Raw genomic sequence first — 23,173 nt, 5'->3', positions numbered from 1 at the left:
ATTAGTGATTTCTTTCTTTAAAAATACAGGAACATGGAATACAGCGCACGGTATATTACTGAAGACATAAAGCTTTCCAGTTACGAGGACAAGTTCTTTAAGTCGGATATTATGTTCGACCAGCATATGCTGGTATGGTTTCTCTCCGGCGAAACCAAGATCGTGCAGGCCGATGCAACTTATTTTTTCAGGGAAGGTGACATTTTTCTGATCCCAAGAAATCAGCTGGCCACTATTATTAACTACCCCAAAGAGGGGCAGCCGCATAAAACGGTGGTGATGCATTTATCAGTAGAGCGGCTCAGGGATTTTTATGCCGGCAAAAATATAAAACCCCAATCCCCTAAGTGTCAGAAGATCTATCATTTCAGTAATCATCCCTTGCTGGAAAGCTGCCTGGCCTCGCTTATCCCATATTTCGACATGAAGGATATACCGGGAGATATTGCCTCTATTAAGATCACCGAAGCTATAAGTATTCTCAGAACCCTGGACCAGGAGATAGATCAGGTGCTGGCTAATTTTGAAGAGCCGGGAAAGATCAGCCTGGTAGACTATATGGAAAAGCATTTCATGTTCAACCTGCCTATGGAGCAATTCGGTTACCTCACGGGCAGGAGCCTCACCACTTTTAAACGTGATTTTAAAAAAGCCTTCAGCACCACACCACAACGCTGGTTAATTCAAAAGCGGCTGGAGCTGGCACACTATCAACTTGCAGAAAAGAAGAAAAAGCCGCTGGACGTTTGCTATGAAGTGGGATTTGAGAACCTCTCTCATTTTTCCTTTGCTTTTAAAAAACGATTTGGGTACGCCCCCAGCCACCTGTATGATAAAAATATTGGCTATTAGCCGGTTTGAAGCGGGGAGTGTTTTTTGCCGAACGTTATCTTAATGTCGTTGAGCTGGTTTCTATTGTAGGGAGATCTTTTTCCACGCAAATCGTTAATATAGCGCTGCAAGAAATATCAGGAATAGCAACTTCTTCCTTTTCGATTAGCCAAAATTTATGCTTGAGCTCACCAGTCCTTCAACTTTCAACCTGATTCTAGATCGGCCTGCATCAATGTTGCAATTCAGGGCATTAAAAAAGCCAGCTTAAAAGCTGGCCTTCGTACCGCGTACGGGAATCGAACCCGTGATTCATCCGTGAAAGGGATGCGTCTTAACCCCTTGACCAACGCGGCATATCCGTTTTGGGAGTGCAAATATAGGTTGCGGTTTTGTAACAGCCAAAACTTTTTTTCAAAAATGTTTTTCCACTTTTATACGTGAACAAAAAATAAGATGTATCCGGTACACTAAATCCCATAAAATCGTTAACTTCACGCCTCCAAAAAAAGTACTTATAAATTAAATTACTAAAAAATCATGAGCACAGTAAAAGTAGCCATCAATGGTTTCGGTAGAATCGGACGTTTAGTTTACCGTCAGATCTACAATCAACAAGGCATTGATGTAGTAGCCATTAATGATCTTACAAGCCCCGCCACATTGGCACACTTATTAAAGTACGACTCTGCACAGGGCCCTTTCAATAAAAATGTATCTCATACAGAAAACTCTATTATAGTAGAAGGTGAAGAAATTAAGATCTATGCACAAAAAGATCCTGCTCAAATTCCATGGGGTGAGCATGATGTGGATGTAGTATTAGAGTGCACCGGTTTCTTTACAGATAAAGATAAAGCTCAGGCACACATTACTGCAGGCGCAAAACGCGTTGTAATTTCAGCTCCTGCTACAGGTGATCTGAAAACAGTTGTATTTAACGTAAACCACGATATCTTAGACGGTAGCGAAACAATCATTAGCTGTGCATCTTGTACTACTAACTGTTTAGCGCCAATGGCTAAAGTATTAGATGATACTTATGGTATCGAAATCGGTATCATGACTACCATCCACGCATACACTAACGACCAGAACACTCTGGATGCGCCACATCCTAAAGGAGATCTTCGTCGTGCACGTGCAGCTTCTGCTAATATCGTTCCTAACAGCACTGGTGCTGCTAAAGCAATTGGCCTGGTATTACCTAACTTAAAAGGTAAATTAGACGGTAGCGCTCAGCGTGTACCAACTATCACTGGTTCTATCACTGAATTGAACGTGATCCTGGGTAAACCAACTACCGCAGCAGAAATCAATGCAGCAATGAAAGCAGCAGCTAACGAAAGCTTTGGTTATAACGAAGACGAGATCGTAAGCAGCGACGTAATCGGAACCAGCTACGGTTCTCTGTTTGACGCTACTTTAACTAAAGTAATGAACGTGGGCGACAAGCATATTGCTCGTACTGTATCATGGTATGATAACGAAATGAGCTATGTTTCTCAGCTGGTTCGTACTGTGAAATATTTTGCAGGCTTAATCAGCAAGTAATTGCGATAACAAATTGAAAGGCGGAACAAGCGTTCCGCTTTTTATTTTTATAGAACTAATGACCGTCTTATATAATTCGTATGCCGAAAAATATAGGCACTGTTGTTGGATGTATTCCATATTATTTAAAACCCTAAACATATTTATATGTCAAAGTTTTCAGAATATAATTTTAAAGGGCAAAAAGCCCTGATACGTGTAGATTTCAATGTTCCGTTGAACGAGAATCTGGAGATTACTTCTGATGCACGTATGAAAGCAGTTGTACCCACCATCAAAAAAATATTGGCTGATGGCGGTAAAGTAATATTAATGTCTCACCTGGGGCGTCCTAAAACCGGTCCGGAAGATAAATTTTCATTAAAGCACCTGGTAAAACATTTAAGCGATCTGTTGGAAGGGGCGCCGGTATTATTTGCCAATGATTGTATTGGTGAGCAGGCTTATCTTACTGCCGATATGATGCGCGAAGGTGAAGTGCTGTTGCTGGAAAATCTTCGCTTTTATAAAGAAGAAGAAAAAGGTGATGAAGCTTTTGCTGAACAATTAAGCAAACTGGGCGATGTATATGTAAACGATGCGTTTGGTACAGCTCACCGTGCGCATGCATCTACTGCTGTGATCGCAAAATTCTTCCCTTCAGAAAAAAGAATGTTTGGTTTGCTAATGGAAGCAGAAGTGAACAGCGCACAAAAAGTATTGAGCGACTCTCAAAAGCCATTTACAGCTATTTTAGGGGGAGCCAAAGTGTCCGACAAAATCCTGATCATCGAAAACCTGATGGATAAAGCTACTGACATCATCATCGGTGGTGGTATGGCTTATACTTTCTTTAAGGCGATGGGTGGTAATATAGGTTCTTCTCTTTGTGAAGAAGAGCGTTTGGACACTGCTAAAGAGATTTTAGAGAAGGCAAAAGAGAAGAATGTGTGTATTCACCTGCCGGGTGAAAGCCTGATCGCTGATAAATTTGCGGCTGACGCTGATACATCAGAAGCGCCCAGCAACAACATACCGGAAGGCTGGATGGGACTGGATATCGCAGGCGAGTCGAGAGGGCAATTTGCCAATGTGATCAAAAAATCAAAAACTATCTTATGGAACGGTCCAATGGGTGTTTTTGAAATGGAGAAGTTCCAGGGCGGTACCAAGGCAATAGCAGATGCGGTGGCTGAAGCTACAGAGAACGGTGCTTTCTCCTTAGTAGGGGGCGGCGATAGTGTGGCGGCAGTTAACAAATTCGGATATGCAGAGAAAGTAAGCTATGTGTCCACCGGTGGCGGTGCTATGCTTGAGTTTTTTGAAGGCAAAACACTTCCGGGTATTGCAGCAGTAAACGAAGCGTAAAATACCGGTAATAATTATTGTAAAATGCGGGGCAAAGTGCTTCGCATTTTTTTGTTTGTATATATTTGCCGCTTAAAATGGAATCAGTGAATCGTAAGTTTTTTTATGTGCTTTGCCTTTTGATAATTGGCGGTATACAGGTACTTTCTGCGCAAAAGATCACCAATGAGCTGCAAGGATATTTTAAAGCCAGTTCCGATACCGCGATGTACGAATATTTTACTTTTGATGGTAATGGCAGGGTAGATATTATGGGCATCGGCAATGGTTATTATTTTCAAAAAGACGATAGCCTTATTGTGTATCCGGATAAGAGCATCTTCAAATTTGTGATTAAAGGCGATAAATTATACGGTGCTTCAGACTGGGTGGATGGCTGTGTTTGGGAAAAGGTAAAAGATACCACCGTTGAAACTTTACGTACCGATCCCGTAGCGTCTGACAGGATCGCCGGTTTGCTATACCAATACTATAGTATCAAAAGAAGAAGTAGTGAGCTTTCCCTGCTTTTTGAAGGTCCTGATAGCACTTATGCAAGTACACTGAAGAATTTGTGTGATAGCGGCCTGTCAAAAGCTTGTTTGGATTATGCAGGCTTGAAAACCCTGGAAGACATGGGTGGCATTGCCGCATTGTATAGTTCCGAAAAACAAATTAAGAAACGTGCGCCCAATCAGGAGATTTTAGATATTATATATCGGGCTATTGACCTGGGAGATACGAACGGTTATGAAGTGTTAGGCGGCTATTACGCGGCAATAGGAGATATTCAAGCGGCCCGTGAGTCTTTGGAAGCAGGCCAGGAAGTAGGCTGCGGCAAGTGTGCTATGGCTTTGTTTAGTATGGAGCTGGAAGCAGAAGCCATGAAGCTGGAAAAGAAAAATAAGACAGCCCCTGCTAAAAAATCAGCAGCCAAAACCAAATAAGTACTGCCGGCTATTTTGATAGCTTAAAATCTAAAGGTAGCATTTTATCTACTTTTTCATAAGACCAGTAAGCACCGGTAATAAAACTGTATGTGCCGGTGTAATATCCATTAGGTAAGATCATCACGGGTTGTGACCCCGTCATGCTAAGCGTAGATTCCTGGTAACCCGAATCATTATTTTGCAAGGCATTTTCTTCAATATACGCTTTATCCTTACCTTCTCTGGTATAGGTGATTTGCCAGGTGTCGTTAAAGTGAAGGAATAATTGATCATCAACCTTGCTAATAAAATGATTAGGATTTAGGGGGCGGGAATAAAACAGTTTTACTTTTAAATATCCGCGTTGATCTTGAGTCGTACTTTGGTAACCGCTGATGCGGTTCAGGGATTTTTGATCCGGGATGATGGTGCCGGCGGTTTCCCATTGAATATGCCTTATGGCCGTTGTATCTTTTACATCGAACCTGTAAACAGCAACCTGGTCTGATACCAGGGACTTTTTTACAAAGAAATAGGCTTGTACGGTTCGGTCGGGAACAGCAAGTGAAATAACAAAGGGCATTTGGTCCCGTTTGCTGCCCAGCCATTGAAGCGCGTCATTAGCTCGTGATGCTGCCAGCACGTTGTCTTTGGAAGTATATATACCAGCTATAAAATTCGTCAGTGCGGCGGAGCTGTGAATGCTGGTTGTGTCCGTAAAAGCCGGTATGTAAAAATTGATGTCTTTATAGGGAATGGTTTTTATAAGATTAACCACAAATCCTTCTTCTTTTGTATTACCCTCGTAAACAGACCGGATAAAATGCGTAAGGGAGCCGCGGTAGGCAATCTGCCGGTTTTTATCCCAATGCTGCATTTTTCTTTTGCTGCCCCTCATCTCATTAAATTGAGTATTGCCTTGATAGAGTACTAATTGAGTTGCAAACTGGTGTTCATATTCATTCAACCAGTAAGTAAGTTCGTAGCCCAGGGCATTATTTTTTATTTTCAGTGGTTCTTTCGAGTAAGCTTTCAGAATATTATCTTTTTTTATTCGTCTGAAGCGTATTGAGGGATAGTTGACAATTTTGCATTGTTGGGCAAATGATGAATAACTGAGGAAATCTTTGCTGAACGTGGTGCCATATTGAGCCCAGCCGTTTTTATCAACATTGGCTGTTACCACCACTTCGTTAAGCAAAGCGGTGCTTTTCTGCATCTGAATGTTTAAGGGAGCAATAGGAGTGCGAATGTCAATACCAAGAGTTTGGGTTTCGTAGTTTACAGATGAAAAAACGAGCTCAAAATTAGATAAAGGAATATTGGATAATCTGAAGCTTCCATCTTTTTGGGTTTGAGTACTGTAGGTTGTATTATTGATATATACTGAAATGCCCTGCAGCGCAGCGCCGGATTCTTTGTCCGTTACCCTGCCGGTTAATACTACTTCGTTTGACTGGCATATCCCTCCAATTGTCCAGAAACTTAGGGCTAGAGCGAGTACGCAGCGGTTGATCAGATCGGCCATTTGTGGTCAAAATAAATCATTATTCATGAATTACTCCCTTTCAATACTTTTAAACTTAGGTTCCATTTTGAAAAATGATGATAACCCGTTCCTGCCGGAGAACAGGTCTATGGCCTTAAATGTTTAGATTTGTTGCTGATGACGCAACAATTTTCAATAAAAAAAATCCTGAAGAGCTTTGGGTATGCAGTTAACGGGCTGAAGGCAGTGATTCGTTCGGAACAGAACTTCCGTATTCATGTACTATTTGCCGGGCTTGCCGTTCTGATGGGTTTTTTGCTGACTATATCTACCGTAGAGTGGGCGTTAATTATTGCCTGTATTGCGGCGGTAATGGGCGCAGAAACTATGAATACGGCTATCGAAAAGCTCTGCGACGTAGTATCTCCTCAATATCACGAGAAAATAAAGATCGTAAAGGATCTGGCTGCTGCCGCAGTTCTGATCGTTTCTATAGGAGCTTTAATTACGGGCGGTATCATTTTTATACCGCGCATTATCCATCAATTTTCCGCCTTTTAGTCTCAATATACCTTTAAGTAATAATTAAGAGGCTTCAGGAATTGGCTGATAAAGTCCATCATTATTGAGTAAAACTCCTGCTGAATGCCCGTTTTTTATTAGCTATGAGACCGTTTGATAACCTCTCTTTATTCACTAAATGTGCATAACTGTTAAAAATCGACAGTGCAGGATTGTAATTACGTTAGATAAGTTTAAATTCGCGCCTCAATATTTTAAACAATAATTAATAGGCAATGCAAAGAGTTTACAATTTTTCGGCCGGCCCTTCTGCTTTACCGGAAGAGGTTTTAAAGAAAGCACAAAGCGAAATGCTGTGCTATGGAACAAGTGGAATGAGCGTAATGGAAATGAGCCACCGCTCCAAAGATTTCATGTCCATTCTTGATTCGGCAGAAAGTTCATTGCGCGAATTAATGCAGGTGCCTGATAACTATAAGGTTTTGTTTTTGCAGGGAGGAGCTTCATCTCAGTTTGCGATGGTGCCTTTGAACCTGATGAACAAAAGTAAAAAAGCTGATTATGTAAATACCGGCGCCTGGTCAAAAAAAGCGATCAAAGAAGCCAAACGTTACGGTACTGTAAATGTTATAGCCTCTTCTGAAGATAAAACTTTTAGCTATATTCCTGAACTGGATCCGGCTACATTTGATAAGGATGCAGACTATTTCCATATCACTACCAATAACACTATTTATGGTACCCGGTTTGCTGAATTGCCTGATACGGGTAATGTGCCTTTAGTAGGCGATATGTCTTCTGATATCCTTTCCAAGCATTATGATGTTTCTAAGTTTGGTTTAATATATGCAGGCGCTCAGAAAAACCTTGGACCCGCAGGTGTAACAGTGGTGATCATTCGCGAAGACCTCGCAGGCAACGCAATGGACTTTACCCCAACGATGTTCAACTATAAGGAACATATCGAAAATGGAAGCATGTACAATACACCTCCTACTTTTGGTATTTACCTGATTGGGTTGGTATTAAACTGGCTGAAAGAGCAGGGTGGTGTTGCCGCAATCGAAAAAACCAATATCGATAAGGCAAACACTTTATATAACTTCCTGGATGAATCGTCATTATTCAAAAGTACTGTGGCGGGTAAGGACCGTTCTGTAATGAATATTCCTTTTGTTACAGGCAATGAAGAAATAGACGCTAAGTTTATTAAAGAAGCTACAGCAGCAGGTTTTGTTCAATTAAAAGGGCATAGATCTGTAGGGGGTATGCGTGCCAGTATCTACAATGCCATCTCTCTGGAAGGCGTGCAGAAGCTGGTTGACTTTATGAAACAATTTGAAGTGGCGAATAAATAAGCCGGGCGTGTAAATCGTGAGTAGCTAATGGTAAGTAGTGAATGGGTGTAAAAAATGTTCGAACTCTGAACCTCAAGCATCCGGTATCGAGAAACATGTATCCAGCATAAAAAAAACTTTTTTAAAAATGAGTTACACAATTAAGACTTTAAATAAAATAGCCAAAACCGGTTTAGATAAATTTGGTGAAGGTTACACCATTGCGGATGATGCCGCTAACCCCGACGGAATTCTTTTAAGAAGCGCGTCGATGCATGAAATGGAATTCCCTGAATCGCTGTTAAGCATCGCACGTGCCGGCGCAGGGGTGAATAATATCCCTACGGATAAATGTGCTGAAAAAGGCATTGTGGTGTTCAATACACCGGGTGCTAATGCCAACGCGGTAAAAGAACTGGCGATCACTTCTATGTTGATCTCTTCCCGCAAAATTGTAGATGGGATCAATTGGGCCAATGGTCTTACGCAGGATGTTGCCAAAGAAGTAGAAAAAGGAAAAGCGCAGTTTGTCGGACCAGAGATCGAAGGAAAGGTGCTGGGTGTAATTGGTTTGGGTGCTATTGGTGTGTTGATCGCTAACGCAGCGGTTAACCTGGGTATGGAAGTATTAGGTTATGATCCGTTTATTTCGGTAGATGCTGCATGGGGATTATCAAGAGCGGTTAAGAAAGCTACTGATCTGAAAACGATATTTGAGAAAGCAGATTATATCACCCTGCATATTCCATACAATGCCCAAACAAAGGGCACGTTAAACGCAGAAGCCTTTGCTCAAATGAAAAAAGGCGTACGCGTGATCAATTTATCCCGTGGCGAACTGGTAAATGATGATGATATACTCGCTGCTATCGAAGCTGGAACAGTTGGTGGCTATGTTACAGATTTTCCGAATGAGAAAATGATCAATAAGCCTGGTGTGATTACTATCCCGCACCTGGGCGCATCTACACCCGAATCTGAAGATAATTGTGCCCATATGGCCGCTATGCAAACGAAAGTGTATCTCGAAACGGGTAATATCAGGAACTCGGTAAATTTCCCGAATTGCGAAATGCCTTTATCGGGTGTTCAGCGTATTACGGTAGCTCATAAAAATATTCCAAACATGGTAGGGCAAATATCAACAGCTTTGGCCGATGCGCAGATCAATATCAAGGATATGATCAACAAAAGCCGTGGCGATTATGCTTATACTATTTTGGATCTGGAAAGCGTAAGCAGCGAAGAAAGCATCGCTAAAATAAAAGCGATAGAAGGCGTTTTACGCGTGAGAGTGATATAACTGGTCTTGTTTTTAAGTTGTTGGAAGCCGGTGCGAAAGTACCGGCTTTCTTATTTTAATGCGATTCGATAGTCAAAAAAAGCGGTATCCGGCTCCTGCTTTATAAAACCGATCGATTCATATAATGCCTGCGCGGTATAATTGTCGACAGCAGTGGAAAGTGCCAGGTAAGTAGCGCCGTCTTCACGGGCAAAGTTCATAGCTGTTTTGATAAGATTGCCTCCAATGCCCTGTTTCCTTTGACCGGCTTCTACATACAGATCATTTAAGATCCAGTTTTTTGAAACACGCATGGAAGAATAAGTAGGGTAGAGCTGCGTGAAGCCTGCCGGTTGTTCGTTTATCATAGCTACGAAAATTACGGATTCATTATTCGCCAGCCTTTCCGTAAGAAATTTTTCAGCCAGTGCTATGTCCGAAGCTTGTTTATAAAAGATCCGGTATTGATTGAATAAGTCGGCTACCAGCAATACCTGGTCAGCAGTAATTCTTTGTATAGTCATAAAGTATAGGGGAGAGAATGATCAACTAATACTCAAACTTCCTCAAAGTGGGCGCTTTTAGCCAGGTGGTAACAACAACTGCTACAGTCATACATCCGCCAATAATTACCGACGGAATTACACCAAAAGCACGCGACATGACGCCACTTTCAAATTGCCCCAGTTCGTTACTGCTTAGTACAAACATGCCACTCACACTGCTAACCCGGCCACGCATATGATCGGGTGTTAATAGTTGCATTACGGTGCCGCGGACCACAACACTTACGCCATCCAGTATGCCTGCTACAACTAACACAGAAAACGAGAGCCAGAACCATTTGGACAAGCCAAACAAAATAATACAGGTGCCAAAACCGGCCACGGCAATCAACATTTTGCGTCCCTGGCCTCTTTTCATAGGCCATAAAGTAAGAATAATAACAATAAAAATAGCGCCGATATCAGTTGCTGCATTCAGCCAGCCAAAGCCTTTGGGCCCTATTTTTAGTATATCGCTCGCAAACACAGGAATCATAGCCACCGCTCCACCAAACAAAACGGCGAACATATCCAGTGCCATGGCAGCTAATAAAGCTTTTGTTTGAAATACAAAAGACAGGCCTTCTTTAATACTGGCCCAGGTCTTTTTTTCGGGAGCCTGGGTGAGGCTGCTATCATCGCCTGCTATCTCAATTTTTATGGGCGGTTTGGGTTTCAGTTGATAAAGAAACAGCAGGCTTAGGAAAACAAGACAACTGATCACAATCAGTGTTGAAGAAATACCGATGAAGGCAATCAGGAAGCCTCCTGTAGCATGGCCGGTTACCGAAGCAGAAAGCCAGGTTCCCTGGTTCCAGGTAGTAGCATTTTGCAACAGGTTTTTGGGAACGATAGTAGCGATCATGGCGCTAAAACACGGTCCCACAAAAGATCGTAATATACCGGTAAAGAAGAAGACGCTATAAATAAACCAGGAAATATGCGTAGTGTGCAGGAGCTGTTGCGTTTTTGAAGTAGATAGCGTAAATAATACTAGGGCTGCAATACAATATCCGGCAATGCCTGTTAAAATGAGTTTTCTCTTGTCATTAGTATCCACCATATGGCCGGAATACAGGGCAAGGGTTAGCGCGGGTATTACTTCTGAAAGCCCGATCATACCTATTGCCAATGGGTCTTTGGTTATTTGGTAGATCCACCAACCTACTACTGTGGTAATCATGCGCATAGCCATTACGAATGTAAATCGGCCAATCATCAGGTTTCGGTATTCAGGAATTCGAACTGCTGCAAAAGGGTCATTAATTAATTGTACTTCGGGGGTATTTGCGCTTGCCATTAGGTATGCAAAGGTAAGGATGAGTGATCAATGGTGAGTAATAAGTGCGCTTCCCATGGTGATGGAATCTTTTAATCAAACGTACAGCGCTATTGTCTCTGAACTATTATCTATCATCGGTCAGCTATCATCTGCAAACCTTTTAAGGCAATGCAATCGGGTGAAGCCCTGCCTCATAATCATGATCGAGTGCATCAAGAATTACCTGCAGGTGTTGATCATTAGATAGAAAATCTGCATTAGACGCATCTACAAATAACACCGGCAACTTTAGCTGCCTGATATATTGCAGGTAGGTTTCCTGGATGCTTTGCAGGTACTCGTCAGGTATTTTTTGCTCATAGGCTCTTTGCCGCTTCTTTATATTTTGCTGCAGCTTGGATACAGGCGCATGAAGATAAACCAGTAGCTGCGGGTGAATAAGCTGTTGCTGCACAATGTCAAACAGCCGTTGGTACAGCTTATACTCATCCTCGCTTAAAGTTACTTTGGCAAATAACAGAGATTTTGTAAACAGGTAATCGCTGATGGTTAATTGGTGGAACATATTTTTCTGCACCAGCATCTCCTGTAATTGTTTATAACGTTCGGCCATAAAAAACAATTCCAGCGGGAAGGCAAACTGTTTGGGATTTTCATAGAACCGGGGCAGGAAAGGATTGTCTGCAAAAGCTTCCAATACCAGCTTGGCATTATAATGCTTGCTGAGCAATGTAGCCAATGTAGTTTTACCGGCTCCGATATTTCCCTCTATGGTGATAAATTCGTAACGCAAATCAAATTAAAATAATATGGGCCCGATAATGACCATGCCGGGCAAATATAATTCTACCGTTCGTTGGAAGCTATTTTTTTTACACCCAACTGATCATTGCCGGCACTCCAGATTTCCGAAATAGTTTGATGCAACACGGGGTGAACCAGGTGGGGTGCTATTTCAGCCAGCGGCGCCAACACAAAATTCCTTTCAGTAATTCGCGGATGAGGAATGGTTAATTCGCCTGTATTTATCACTAAATCATCAAAAAACAGGATATCGATATCTATGATCCGTGCCCCATATCGCTCAGCCCTTACCCTGCCCATCTCTTTTTCAATAGCCAGCGTTGCGGTAAGCAGTTGTAATGGGTTAAGGGTTGTGGCAACTTTCAACACCTGGTTATAGAAACTGGGTTGATCGGTTATACCCCAGGGTTCGGTTTCATAAACAGATGAGCGATGGAGGATCTTACCAACATTTTCTTCAATTTGGGCAATAGCCTGTTGCAAATGAGCTGGCCGGTCACCTAAATTGGTACCTATAATTAAAAAAGTCTCTTTTATTTTTTGATTGATAAACACGCTGTACACATTTATTTAGGGCGGTAAATTTACAGAAGCCTTTACTAAAAGGGAAAGAAATATAGACGGAACCCTGCATCCAATGGCTGACGGAAAGTTTGCATCCGAAATATCTTTAATTTTGACGGTATTAAAGGGCCAGTCATCAAAGCCCGGCATGTATCAATTTTTTTTCTTATGAAATCCTTTTTTAAGATCTTTCTGGCTTCTTTTTTAGCGCTGGTAGTATTTTGTTTTGTAATATTTTTCTTTTTTGCCGGCCTGGCCGGAAGCGCCTTGTCCAGGTCAGCTCCTGTAGTGGCCGAAAAATCGGTATTGGAGATCGATTTAAGCAAGAAATTCGATGAAAGACCTATGACAGATTTTCAATCAGTGCTGCAAGCCCGGTCGCTGGAGGAAACCCCTTCTTTTTACGACCTGATCCGTTTGATTGAAAAAGCAAAGGAGGATAACAATATAGAAGGTATTCTTTTAAAAGCAAATGGTAACGCCAACGGCTTTGGTAACAGCGATGAGATCAGGAATGCACTGATCGATTTTAAATCGTCTAAAAAATTTATCATAGCGCATGCAGATGTAATGTCTCAGAATGCTTACAGCATCGCCAATGTAGCTGATAAGATATATGTAACCCCAAAAGGTTTTTTTGAATGGATGGGGTTTAGTGTCAATTATATGTTTTTGAAAGGCACGCTCGAAAAGCTGGAGATTAAACCACAGATATTTTATGCTGGTAAATTCAAGAGCGCTACCGAACCTTTGAGGGCCGAAAAAATGACAGACGAAAACAGGCTGCAGACAACGGTTTGGCTCAATGATATTTACAATGATTTCCTGGTAAAAACAGCGGAAGCCCGTAAAACGGACACTGCCACACTACATCAGCTGGCTGATGCCGGAACGATTAAAACGCCTGAAGATGCTGCTGCTCATAAGTTGATTGACGGTGTAAAATACGACGATGAAATAAAGGATGAGATCAAAAAACGTTTAAAAATTGATGCAGATAAGAAGATCAACTTTTTAAGTGTTGAAAAGTATGCGTCTTCCAATAGCGACCTGGGAGGTAAAGGGGACAATATTGCAGTTATATATGCTACCGGTAATATTATTGATGGTAAGGGCGGCGAAGATAATATTGGTAGTGCCGATTATATTGACCTGTTGCGTAAAGCAAGGTTAGATAAATCTATTAAAGCAATTGTGGTTAGAATTAACTCCGGGGGTGGTAGCGCATTGGCCAGTGAAAATATATGGAGGGAAATGTCATTAGCGAAACAGGCAAAACCATTGATGGTGAGTTTTGGAGATGTAGCTGCTTCGGGTGGTTATTATATAGCGGCCCCGGCCGACAGTATTTTCGCTTCTAAAAATACTATTACCGGCTCTATCGGAGTATTTGGTATTGTGCCGGATATGAGTACCTTCTTTAAAAATAAACTGGGTGTTACATTTGATGGTGTGAAAACCGGTCCTTTAGCAAATGCAGGTAGCGTAGATCATCCAATGACTGAACAGGAGAGGCAGTTAGTACAGGCGAGTATTGAAAAAATATATGCGGATTTTAAACACCGTGTCGCCCAGGGACGTAAAAAGGATACCGCTTATGTTGAAACCATTGCCCAGGGGCGGGTCTGGACTGGTTTGAAGGCAAAAGATGTTGGGCTAATTGATGCTTATGGAGGATTAAAAACTGCTATTGCAGCGGCTGCAAAAAAGGCAAAGCTGGATAGCTATGAAATTAAAGAATTTCCGAAACAGGGGGGAATGATAGAAAGGATACTGGGTATGGATAAAACGGAAATGGCCGGCACGAGAATGAGAAAAGAATTAGGTTTAGAATACTATAATGTATACAGGCAATTGATAGAGGTAAAAGCTATGACTCAGGGCGCACAGGCTAAATTACCTTTTGATTTTACTATCAACTAGTCTCATCGTGGGCTCTTAAAAATTTTGTCAAATTTAGAATCATTAAATGTCTTATAGTCAGTCAAGAGCATTGTGGGCGATTACCAAAGCGAGTTTTAAAGCCATTTTTAGTCAGCCTTCTTCTTTGTTTTTCAGTTTCCTTTTCCCCATCATTTTTATCCTCATCTTTGGTGCATTGAGTGAGCGCCCGCCGGAAGCGTATAAAGTAGCAATAAGCCCCTATAGCGATACTGCAAGCGTTTTATTTGACAGCCTCAGGCTGAATCCCAGGATTAAAATCGTTCCCTATGCCGATACCGCAAAGCAACATGAAGATTTAATCAAAGGCAATATTGCTGCAGTGCTGAATATAGCGCCCTATAATATGGACTCTTCCAAATACTATAAGGTTAAGTTATTGTCGAGCGAAGCCAGTGGTGGAGCAGTATATAATTTGATGCGTACACTCGATTACCAGGCCTTGAAAATAGAGTTGGATGACGCACATAAATTACAGCGGGAATATGCGTTTATCCCGCAAATCGTTCCCGGTAAAAAGTACAGGCAAATTGATTTTGTATTACCCGGACAGTTAGGTTTTTCTATTTTATTCGCCACTATGTTTGGGATCGCCTTTGTTTTCTTTAACCTGCGGGAACAATTGGTGTTGAAAAGGTTTTATGCATCGCCCGTCAGAAAGATCAACATCCTGATTGGTATTGGCGCCAGTCGCCTTGTTTTCCAGCTGATCAACGTTATTGTGTTAATTCTTTTTGGTCATTTCTTTTTGAAGTTTACATTGATCAACGGAGCGCTCACGTTCTTTGAAATGATTCTGCTCACTGTGTATATGTTATTTTTGCTTATGGGTGTGGGTTTGATCTTTGCCAGCCTGGCAAAAACCGATACGAGCATACCGTTACTAATCAACCTTTTTGGGTTCCCGCAAATATTATTATCCGGGACTTTCTTTTCTATCAATGTTTTTCCTCCATGGCTCCAAAACCTTTGCCAGGCTTTGCCACTGACGCAGTTCAACAATGCCATGCGTAAAATATCTTTTGAGGGATTACACTTATTCGACTGCTGGAAAGAAATAGGGATACTCGGTATCTGGATCGTCATTGTCTACCTGATCGTGATGAAAGTGATGAAATGGGAATAGGGACCGGTGCGGGTTACTCGATACTGGCTATTGGATGCTGAATGTGGGATGCCTGATGCTGGATGCAAGGGCGTAGATCGTATTCCGTATATGGATACTGGATGTATTGAATTGTTTTTAGAATTATGCGATATATTAAATTGATAATAATCAGCGCTGTTGTTTTTTTTGCAATGGCTTGTATAGTGGCGTTTTTTATTCCATCCCGTATACGGGTTTTTAGAATGACCAGTCTCGCCAATGACCGCGATAGCGTGTTAAACCAGGTGCGTGATCTCGCTCAATGGAAAAAATGGTATCCTGGTTTCGAAAATGTGGTTTTAAGCGATGAGTTGGTAAAGAACGGGAGAGTGGTGAAGGCTACCGCAAATGGCATCAGCCTGGTCGTTAATGAATCTACCGATAGTAGCGTGGTAGTCTCCATGCAAAAAGGTTCGAGTCCCATCATCAGTGGCTGGCAGATCAATAAGGATGAACGCAACGACTCGCTGGCCCTGCAGGGATATATGGATTTTCAACTGAAATGGTATCCCTGGGAAAAATTTTCAAGTTTAATGCTGGATAAAAGTTATGGAGACCTGATTACCCGCGGGTTGCGTGATCTGAAGAAATGATTAGGGGTGTGCAGGAGAACGTTTAAGATTTACAGTTCAATATTTCTCTGCGCTCTCTGCGTGAAATAAAAACTATGTAAAGAACAGAGACCAGCGATTAGAGATAAAATACAGTATTTAGTTCATCTCTCTGTACCTCTTTTTCTCTACGGGCTCTGTGTGAAATAAAAGCCCTGTAAAGATTAGCATCCGGCAATTATGCGAAAGTTCAGTTTTTTGCGCGCTCTGTGTGACCTCAGCCACGCTTTGTTATTCCTGCTTTATAAAATTCAGGTTTCTCTGGATACCTTTAAACTTGCTTCTTTTTAAAGGAGAATGTTTAAATATTTTACGAAAGCTTTCTTCAGTCATTGCCTGCCACTCGCTATTTGATAAATTTAGTATCTCAGGTATGGGTGTAAAGGCAGACTCTGAATGTGGCTTGCTAAACCGGTTCCAGGGACAAACGTCCTGGCAGGTATCGCAACCGAACATCCAGTTGTCAAATTGCTTGCTCATTTCCTGCGGTAGCAGCATTTCTTTTAGTTCAATGGTAAAATAAGAAATACAGCGGCTGCCATCCACTACTTTATTGGGAAGGATCGCATCTGTAGGACAGGCTTCAATACAGCGGGTGCAGGAGCCGCAAAAGTCTTTGGCAAAGGGATCATCGTAATCCAGCTCCAGGTCGGTGATCAGCGTAGCTATAAAAAAGAAAGAGCCATTTTGTTTGGTGATCAGGTTGCCGTTTTTTCCTATCCATCCAATGCCGCTCCTCCTGGCCCAGCTACGCTCCAGTACGGGGGCCGAATCAACGAATCCACGGCCCTGTATGTCGCCGGTCTTCTCACGAATGATAAAAAGGAACTCATTAAGTTTAGCCCTGATCACTTCGTGGTAATCATTGCCGTAAGCATATTTCGCTATTTTAGGCGCATTGCCGTTTTGTTGCTGGTCGGGAAAATAGTTGAATAAAAGGGTAATGACAGAGCGGGCGCCCGGCACCAGTTTGGTCGGATCTACCCGCAGCTCAAAATGATTCTCCATGTATTTCATCTGACCATGCATACCCTTACTCAGCCAGGCTTCCAGCTTGCGGGCATCCTCATCCAAAGGCATTGCTTTAGCAATACCACAATAATCAAACCCCAGTTGCGCAGCGGTTTGTTTAACGAACGATGTATGAGCCGATTGTTGTGACAAGCTACAAAGTTACGAACTCCATAAATGTAGATCTCTGCGATTTAATCGATGGGCGCATTCCAATTTGTTGCAACTAAGCAAAAAAGTATAAATAAATTTAACTACGGAGAAGGGAGACGCAAGAGCTTACGCAGAGATTTCTCCGCGTAAACTCAATAAACTCATGCACTCTTCGGTAAAAAATGAATGCGACAAATTGGAATGCACCTTAATTAATCCACTGCAGGCAAACCGGCGCCGGTACTAAAATACTCTGTTGAGTATCAGTAAGCAAACCCGTTTGAACATTTCTTTTAAAGATCGTGATATCGTTTGATTTTTGATTGGCGGCCAACAGCCATTTGCCTGAAGGGTGAATGGTGAAATTACGCGGGAAATTGCCGTTGGTAGATTGCTCGGCTATAAAACTGAGACGCCCTGTTTTGGTATCTATTTTATGTATTTGTATCGTGCTGTTTCCGCGGTGCGATGTATATAGAAAGCGCTCATCGGGTGATAAATGAATATCAGCACTGGCGCCATTAAATTGGGCAGGCAGGTTGTTAATTTGTTGAAGAATAGAGTGCTGGTTGCCCTTGCGTGTAACAACGGTAATAGCGCCCGACAACTCTTCAATGATATAGCCGAATTTCCCGTTTGTAGTAAATACAATATGCCGGGGACCACCCCCTGCCGCAATGGCAATCGCACTGCTTTGCGCTGTATCTAACCTACCCGTTTGCGCATTAAAAGGATAGATCATTACTTTATCAATACCCAGGTCGGGTACATATAAAAAACGGTTGTCAGGCGACAGGTAGGTGCAATGCACATGTGGTGATTGCTGGCGGCCTTTGTTTGGGCCGCTTCCATTGTGTTGTACCACCTGCTGAATGGGACCAATGCTTCCGTCTGGTTTTATAGGATGCACCGTTAAATTACCGCTGCTGTAGTTACCTGCAAACAACCATTTGCCTGTTTTGTCAATGCTTACATAACAGGGAGCGCTGCCATTATTGGACTGCTGATTGACCAGCGATAGAGACCCGGCAGACCTATCATATTTATAAGCAGATATCTTGCCTTCATTGCTTTCATTAACACTGTATATGAAATTGCCCTTTTTATCTACGGCCTGGTAGGAAGGGTTGCCCGCTTGAGCAGCATTTATTTCTTCGCCTTCTCCTGTAGCTGCATTAAAATCAAATACATAGATGCCTTTGCTTGCATTATTATTTGTATAGGTTCCGATAATCAGGCGCTGCGCTAATAAATTATGGGCTGAAAGCATAAAGCTGGTACAAATGATGGATAGAATTACTTTTTTCATATAACCGAATCAAGTTTACAAATTGGGGCTGTTGGCATGAATATTTATTATAAGTTTTTTAACAATGCACGACAAACCCCGGGACTTTTTTAATACTCTATATAACAAAGAAGCAAACAATATTAATTAAAACTACTAAACTTATAAAAATGAAAAGATTTATTTCTATATCGCTGGTGCTTTTTGCCGGAATCGTGTTATTGGCAAGTTGTACAAAAAGAGATTATTATGATGATAATCCCCGTAACAATGATGAGTCAGGAATAGTAACCTATATTTCGGAGGTGAACTCTCCTTACTCGGTGGTTAAGATGGATTACGATGGGCAATATGCAGTAGTGTATAGTGTGGATAGCGATGCGGGGTTATGGCCGGAAGTTAATGACGTTCTTATCGGCGATTTTGAAGCCGGAGGAAGCCGTTCTGTATACAATAAGACATTTGGCAGAAACATCAGGCTGGAAGTTGATGAGTTTTTCAGATATCGGAATGATGCTATTAACTCTGTAATACGTAAAGAAGATAGCGAGGGTTATGTTGCTTCCTTTAAGAAAAATGCTATCCAGATGCAAAGACGTTCGCCCGTGATCAAATAAGTAGTTTATCCGTTCTCTATAAAACAGGGCCGCAAATTTTGCGGCCCTTGTTCGTTAGTATTTACTCAATGCATTTGATATTTTTTCTAGCTGCTCTTCCTGGCTTACTTTCTGAGGTTGAAATGCTTCGCCAATTACTTTTTCGTATAGCTCTATATAGCGTTTGGAAATGGTATTGATCCAGTCTTCTTTCATCTCCGGAACCTGTTGTCCTTCCTTACCCATAAAATTATTTTCAATCAGCCACTCTCTTACAAATTCCTTGCTTAACTGTTTTTGTTTTTCTCCTGCCTGCTGGCGTTCTTCAAAGCCATTTGCATAAAAATAGCGGGAGCTGTCAGGTGTATGTATCTCATCCATCAATACAATTTCATCCTGCAGTTTGCCAAACTCATATTTGGTGTCCACCAGTATCAATCCCTGTTTTAATGCCAGCTCCTGGCCGCGTTTAAATAAAGACAATGCCAGCTCTTCCAGTTGCTGCCATTCACCGGCAGTTGCCAGTCCCTGCGCGATAATTTCTTCCTTACTGATGTCTTCATCATGTCCTTCACTGGCCTTGGTACTTGGTGTGATGATAGGGGTTGGAAAGGCGTCATTTTCTTTCAGTCCCTCCGGCAGGGCAACGCCACACAAGATCCTTTTACCACTGTTGTAAGTTCTCCAGGCGTGTCCTGTTAAATGGCCGCGCACTACCATCTCAATCTTAAATGGATCGCATTTTTGTCCCACAGAGCTATTCACCGTAGGCGTTTCCAGCAGCCAGTTCTTGCAAATGTCTTTGGTTGCATTCAGCATGTATGCAGCGATCTGGTTTAATACCTGTCCTTTAAAGGGAATAGGTTCGGGTAATATGACATCAAATGCCGAAATACGATCAGAGGCGATCATCACCAGCAAGCGGTTATCTATGGTATATACATCTCTAACCTTACCGCGGTAGAAATTAGTTTGTTGGGGAAAGTTTAATTCAGACATTGCGCAAAAATAACAGAAACCCTATAACAAATATCAAACATCATGTCCACACTATCGGGCATACAGCCATTAGTTAACAAGTTAACCATTTAACCAGTATCCGGCATCCCGTAGTATCCAAGCATCCACCACCCGCGTCACGAAACCAGAATCCCCATCCCGGTATCCGTCCATATAATTTTTTTGAAATTAAACTAACAAGTGTTACTTTAACAGAACAATTGTCCAAACAAATCAGTATTTTATGAGAATTGCATTACGATTGCCTGCCATAACCGGCTTCCTATGTCTTGTTGCAACCATTTCCTTTGCTCAAACTATTAAGGGAGTAGTAAAAAACCTTGAGAATGGTGAGGGCATTTCTGCCGCCTCCATTATACTAAAAGGCAGCACACAGGGGGCGGTTGCCAATGAACAGGGAGAATTCCAGATTACTGTTTCTTCTTTACCGGTTACCTTAACGATCAGTTCGGTAAATTTTGAAACACAAGATATATCGGTAACGGGTAGTTCGTTCCTGATAGTATCTCTGAAACCAATGTTGGGACAGGAGATTGTAGTGTCGGCATCCCGGTTTAGCGAGCGTTTGCTGGAATCGCCTGTTACAGTAGAACGGGTAAGTGCTGCAGCTATTAAAAATACACCGGCGGCCAGCTACTATGATATAATAGGTAAACTGAAAGGCGTGGATATAGTGAACGCATCACTAACCTTTACTTCACCTACCACACGTGGGTTTGCAGGTAGTGGTAATACCCGGTTCAATCAACAGGTGGATGGTATCGACAACCAGGCTCCAGCGTTGAATTTTGCTGTAGGAAGCGTGGTGGGTTTGTCTGAATTAGATGTTGAAAGTATGGAATTACTGCCGGGTGCGTCTTCTGCGCTGTACGGCTCGGGCGGTATGAACGGCACCTTGCTGATCAATAGTAAAAATCCATTTAACTATACAGGCCTTTCTTTTCAGGCTAAAAGCGGGGTAATGAACGTGGGTAATGATTACAGGGGTACTTCACCTTACTATAATTTTGCTGCGCGATGGGCACAGAAGGTATCCGATAAGTTTGCCTATAAGATCACATCAGAATATATACATGCAAGAGACTGGTTAGCCCGCGACTACCGTAATTATGGAAGAGTGGGTACCAATGGTGTCATAAAAGACGGAACCCGCGAAACCGATCCTAACTATGATGGTATCAACGTATATGGTGACGAAACAACTATTAACCTGCGTTCCCTTGTACTAAATGCTATTGGGGCCCAGGTCCCCTTCTGGCAGTCTTACATAAACCAGATGCCAGAAAATATACCCGTTTCAAGAACGGGGTATACAGAAGACGAATTAGCCGATCCTAACACGGTAAATTTTAAAGTAGGAGCCGCCTTGCATTATAAAATTACACCCAAAGTGGAAGCTTCGTTGATGGGGCAGTTTGGTACAGGTAATACTATTTATACAGGAAGTGATCGTTACTCTTTAAAAGATCTGAGGATCGGCCAGTACAAACTGGAATTTAAATCAGACGACTGGTTTTTGCGGGCTTACACCACGCAGGAAAATGCAGGTGAGTCACACAATTTAACAGCTACAGCCCGCCAATTCAATGAATTGTGGAAGCCCAGCGCACAATGGTTTCAGCAATATGGTTTTGCTTACCTGAATGCAAAGATGGCGGGTATGGGCGACATGGAAGCGCATAACAATGCCAGGGTAGTTGCCGATGTAGGCCGTCCGCAGGCAGGTTCAGCAGAGTTTAATAAATTGTGGGATGAAGTACGTTTAAAACCCATTTATCAAAATGGGGGCCTATTTCTGGATAAATCTGATTTATACGTAGCAGAAGGTCAATACAATCTCTCACCTTTGATCAATAATGCGGTAGAATTATTAGCCGGAGGAAACTGGAGGCAGTTTGTATTGAACAGTGAAAACACGCTTTTTCATGAAGTAAATGGACCTATAAAAATAAATGAGGTGGGAGCTTATGTTCAGGTAGGAAGGGAAATTATCAGGAACCGGTTGAAATTGACCGCTTCGGGCCGATACGATAAAAATGAATATTTCAAAGGAAAATTTACCCCCAGGGTTACAGCGGTTATTAAAGCTGCTGAAGATCATAATATCCGCCTGTCTTACCAGACCGCTTATCGTTTTCCCAGTACCCAGCAACAGTGGATCGACCTAACGGTAGGGAGCGGAACATTAATTGGGGGGAATAAAGTAATATGGGAAGCTTATGACCTTATTAATAACCCTGGTTTATCTGCTCCGGAATTTATCGCTAACCCCGCCAATCGTATACCCGTTACTTACAAAGAAGTAAAACCCGAAAGCGTAGTAAGCTATGAACTGGGATATAAGGCGTTGATCGCAAAAAAACTTTTCGTGGATGCTTATGTTTATACCGGGGAATATGAGAACTTTATTGGCAGGCGCGACGTAGTACAGTTTAATGATCCTGCTAATCCAACCTCTTACAGAGGAATATCTGTAGTAGTAAATTCCGACGTTAAAGTGAAAACTTTTGGTTGGGCTATTGGCCTGGATTGGAGGCTGCCTGCTAACTTTTCAGTGAACGGAAGCGTATCTTCCGACGAAATTCGGGATGTGCCCAATAATTTCCGCTCCTCTTTTAATGCGCCCAAATACAGAACGGTACTGGGTTTAAGCAATTCTGGCTTTGGTCCTAAAAACCTGATGGGCTTTAACATTAACTGGAGATGGCAAGATAAAGTTGATTTCGAAGGCGATTTTGCTTCTGGTACATTAAATCCCATCCATACGGTTGATTTTGCATTGCTTTACAGGCTGCCATCTATCAAATCCCAATTAAAACTGGGTGCAAATAATTTGTTTAACCAATATTACACCAATGCCATTGGTAATCCGAGTATTGGCGGATTGTACTATGTAGCATATACCTTTAATTTGCTGTGAAATCAGCACTTACTCTAAAAA

General features: G+C 42.1%; 20 protein-coding genes and 1 tRNA gene. 12 read left to right on the top strand and 9 right to left on the bottom strand.

The window, feature by feature from the left end; all coding sequences use genetic code 11:
* Positions 1–33 precede the first annotated feature (33 nt).
* Positions 34–852 (top strand): helix-turn-helix domain-containing protein, encoded by an 819-nt coding sequence (locus tag U0035_RS04255; RefSeq protein ID WP_114793291.1) that lies wholly within the window; start codon positions 34–36, stop codon positions 850–852.
* A 263-nt stretch (positions 853–1,115) separates the two neighbouring features.
* Here U0035_RS04255 and U0035_RS04250 read toward each other — a convergent pair.
* Positions 1,116–1,187, bottom strand: a tRNA-Glu gene (locus U0035_RS04250).
* Between the two features lie 184 nt (positions 1,188–1,371).
* On the opposite strand from U0035_RS04250, the gene gap reads away from it, so the two are divergent.
* The 3 genes from gap to U0035_RS04235 all read left to right on the top strand — a co-directional run bounded on the left by gap (position 1,372) and on the right by U0035_RS04235 (position 4,658).
* Positions 1,372–2,385: a type I glyceraldehyde-3-phosphate dehydrogenase gene (gene gap / locus U0035_RS04245; protein ID WP_114793292.1), complete on the top strand. Its 1,014-nt coding sequence runs from the start codon at positions 1,372–1,374 to the stop codon at positions 2,383–2,385.
* Between the two features lie 147 nt (positions 2,386–2,532).
* A complete protein-coding gene (locus U0035_RS04240; RefSeq protein WP_114793293.1) occupies positions 2,533–3,732 on the top strand; it encodes a phosphoglycerate kinase in 1,200 nt (399 codons plus the stop codon).
* 86 nt (positions 3,733–3,818) lie between these two features.
* Positions 3,819–4,658: a hypothetical protein gene (locus tag U0035_RS04235; protein WP_114793294.1), complete on the top strand. Its 840-nt coding sequence runs from the start codon at positions 3,819–3,821 to the stop codon at positions 4,656–4,658.
* Positions 4,659–4,668: 10 nt separating this feature from the next.
* Here the strand turns inward: U0035_RS04235 and U0035_RS04230 are convergent, their stop codons facing one another.
* Positions 4,669–6,168 carry a carboxypeptidase-like regulatory domain-containing protein gene (locus U0035_RS04230; RefSeq protein WP_114793295.1) on the bottom strand — a complete coding sequence of 500 codons (1,500 nt, stop codon included), beginning with the start codon at positions 6,166–6,168 and terminating at the stop codon, positions 4,669–4,671.
* A gap of 138 nt (positions 6,169–6,306) precedes the next feature.
* Here U0035_RS04230 and U0035_RS04225 point away from each other — a divergent pair, with 138 nt between their 5' ends.
* From U0035_RS04225 to U0035_RS04215, 3 genes are all read left to right on the top strand, one after another.
* Entirely contained in the window at positions 6,307–6,690 is a 384-nt protein-coding gene (locus U0035_RS04225; RefSeq protein ID WP_114793327.1) for a diacylglycerol kinase, read from the top strand.
* Positions 6,691–6,926: 236 nt separating this feature from the next.
* Complete coding sequence (gene serC, locus U0035_RS04220; RefSeq protein WP_114793296.1) at positions 6,927–8,009, top strand: 3-phosphoserine/phosphohydroxythreonine transaminase; 1,083 nt, start codon at positions 6,927–6,929, stop codon at positions 8,007–8,009.
* Between the two features lie 127 nt (positions 8,010–8,136).
* Entirely contained in the window at positions 8,137–9,291 is a 1,155-nt protein-coding gene (locus U0035_RS04215; RefSeq protein WP_114793297.1) for a phosphoglycerate dehydrogenase, read from the top strand.
* Positions 9,292–9,341: 50 nt separating this feature from the next.
* On the opposite strand, the gene U0035_RS04210 is transcribed toward U0035_RS04215, so the two are convergent.
* From U0035_RS04210 to folK, 4 genes are all read right to left on the bottom strand, one after another.
* Positions 9,342–9,794, bottom strand: coding sequence for a GNAT family N-acetyltransferase (locus tag U0035_RS04210; protein WP_114793298.1), 453 nt, complete (start codon positions 9,792–9,794; stop codon positions 9,342–9,344).
* Positions 9,795–9,819: 25 nt separating this feature from the next.
* A complete protein-coding gene (locus U0035_RS04205; protein WP_114793299.1) occupies positions 9,820–11,115 on the bottom strand; it encodes an MFS transporter in 1,296 nt (431 codons plus the stop codon).
* Positions 11,116–11,257: 142 nt separating this feature from the next.
* Positions 11,258–11,890, bottom strand: coding sequence for a deoxynucleoside kinase (locus tag U0035_RS04200; protein ID WP_114793300.1), 633 nt, complete (start codon positions 11,888–11,890; stop codon positions 11,258–11,260).
* Between the two features lie 53 nt (positions 11,891–11,943).
* A complete protein-coding gene (gene folK / locus U0035_RS04195) occupies positions 11,944–12,456 on the bottom strand; it encodes a 2-amino-4-hydroxy-6-hydroxymethyldihydropteridine diphosphokinase (protein WP_245957856.1) in 513 nt (170 codons plus the stop codon).
* Positions 12,457–12,633: 177 nt separating this feature from the next.
* Between folK and sppA the strand changes: the two genes are divergently transcribed.
* The 3 genes from sppA (at position 12,634) to U0035_RS04180 (ending at position 16,146) form a co-directional block, all read left to right on the top strand.
* A complete protein-coding gene (gene sppA, locus U0035_RS04190) occupies positions 12,634–14,388 on the top strand; it encodes a signal peptide peptidase SppA (RefSeq protein WP_114793301.1) in 1,755 nt (584 codons plus the stop codon).
* 46 nt (positions 14,389–14,434) lie between these two features.
* Complete coding sequence (locus U0035_RS04185) at positions 14,435–15,532, top strand: ABC transporter permease (protein ID WP_114793302.1); 1,098 nt, start codon at positions 14,435–14,437, stop codon at positions 15,530–15,532.
* 125 nt (positions 15,533–15,657) lie between these two features.
* The gene (locus tag U0035_RS04180) at positions 15,658–16,146 is read left to right on the top strand and encodes a hypothetical protein (protein ID WP_114793303.1); all 489 of its coding nucleotides are present in this window, start codon (positions 15,658–15,660) and stop codon (positions 16,144–16,146) included.
* Positions 16,147–16,395: 249 nt separating this feature from the next.
* On the opposite strand, the gene queG is transcribed toward U0035_RS04180, so the two are convergent.
* The gene (gene queG, locus U0035_RS04175) at positions 16,396–17,328 is read right to left on the bottom strand and encodes a tRNA epoxyqueuosine(34) reductase QueG (RefSeq protein WP_114793304.1); all 933 of its coding nucleotides are present in this window, start codon (positions 17,326–17,328) and stop codon (positions 16,396–16,398) included.
* A 208-nt stretch (positions 17,329–17,536) separates the two neighbouring features.
* Positions 17,537–18,637 (bottom strand): lactonase family protein, encoded by a 1,101-nt coding sequence (locus U0035_RS04170; protein ID WP_114793305.1) that lies wholly within the window; start codon positions 18,635–18,637, stop codon positions 17,537–17,539.
* 149 nt (positions 18,638–18,786) lie between these two features.
* Here U0035_RS04170 and U0035_RS04165 point away from each other — a divergent pair, with 149 nt between their 5' ends.
* On the top strand, positions 18,787–19,233 hold the full coding sequence (locus U0035_RS04165) for a hypothetical protein (protein ID WP_114793306.1): 447 nt from the start codon (positions 18,787–18,789) through the stop codon (positions 19,231–19,233).
* Between the two features lie 54 nt (positions 19,234–19,287).
* On the opposite strand, the gene U0035_RS04160 is transcribed toward U0035_RS04165, so the two are convergent.
* Positions 19,288–20,211, bottom strand: a complete 924-nt coding sequence (locus U0035_RS04160) for a phosphoribosylaminoimidazolesuccinocarboxamide synthase (protein WP_114793307.1) — start codon at positions 20,209–20,211, stop codon at positions 19,288–19,290.
* 244 nt (positions 20,212–20,455) lie between these two features.
* Between U0035_RS04160 and U0035_RS04155 the strand changes: the two genes are divergently transcribed.
* Positions 20,456–23,152: a TonB-dependent receptor gene (locus U0035_RS04155; protein WP_114793308.1), complete on the top strand. Its 2,697-nt coding sequence runs from the start codon at positions 20,456–20,458 to the stop codon at positions 23,150–23,152.
* Positions 23,153–23,173 lie beyond the last annotated feature (21 nt).

Source organism: Niabella yanshanensis (assembly GCF_034424215.1).
GTDB lineage: Bacteria > Bacteroidota > Bacteroidia > Chitinophagales > Chitinophagaceae > Niabella > Niabella yanshanensis.
Note: the sequence above shows the minus strand (reverse complement) of the source record. Positions and strands in the feature narration are given on the sequence as shown.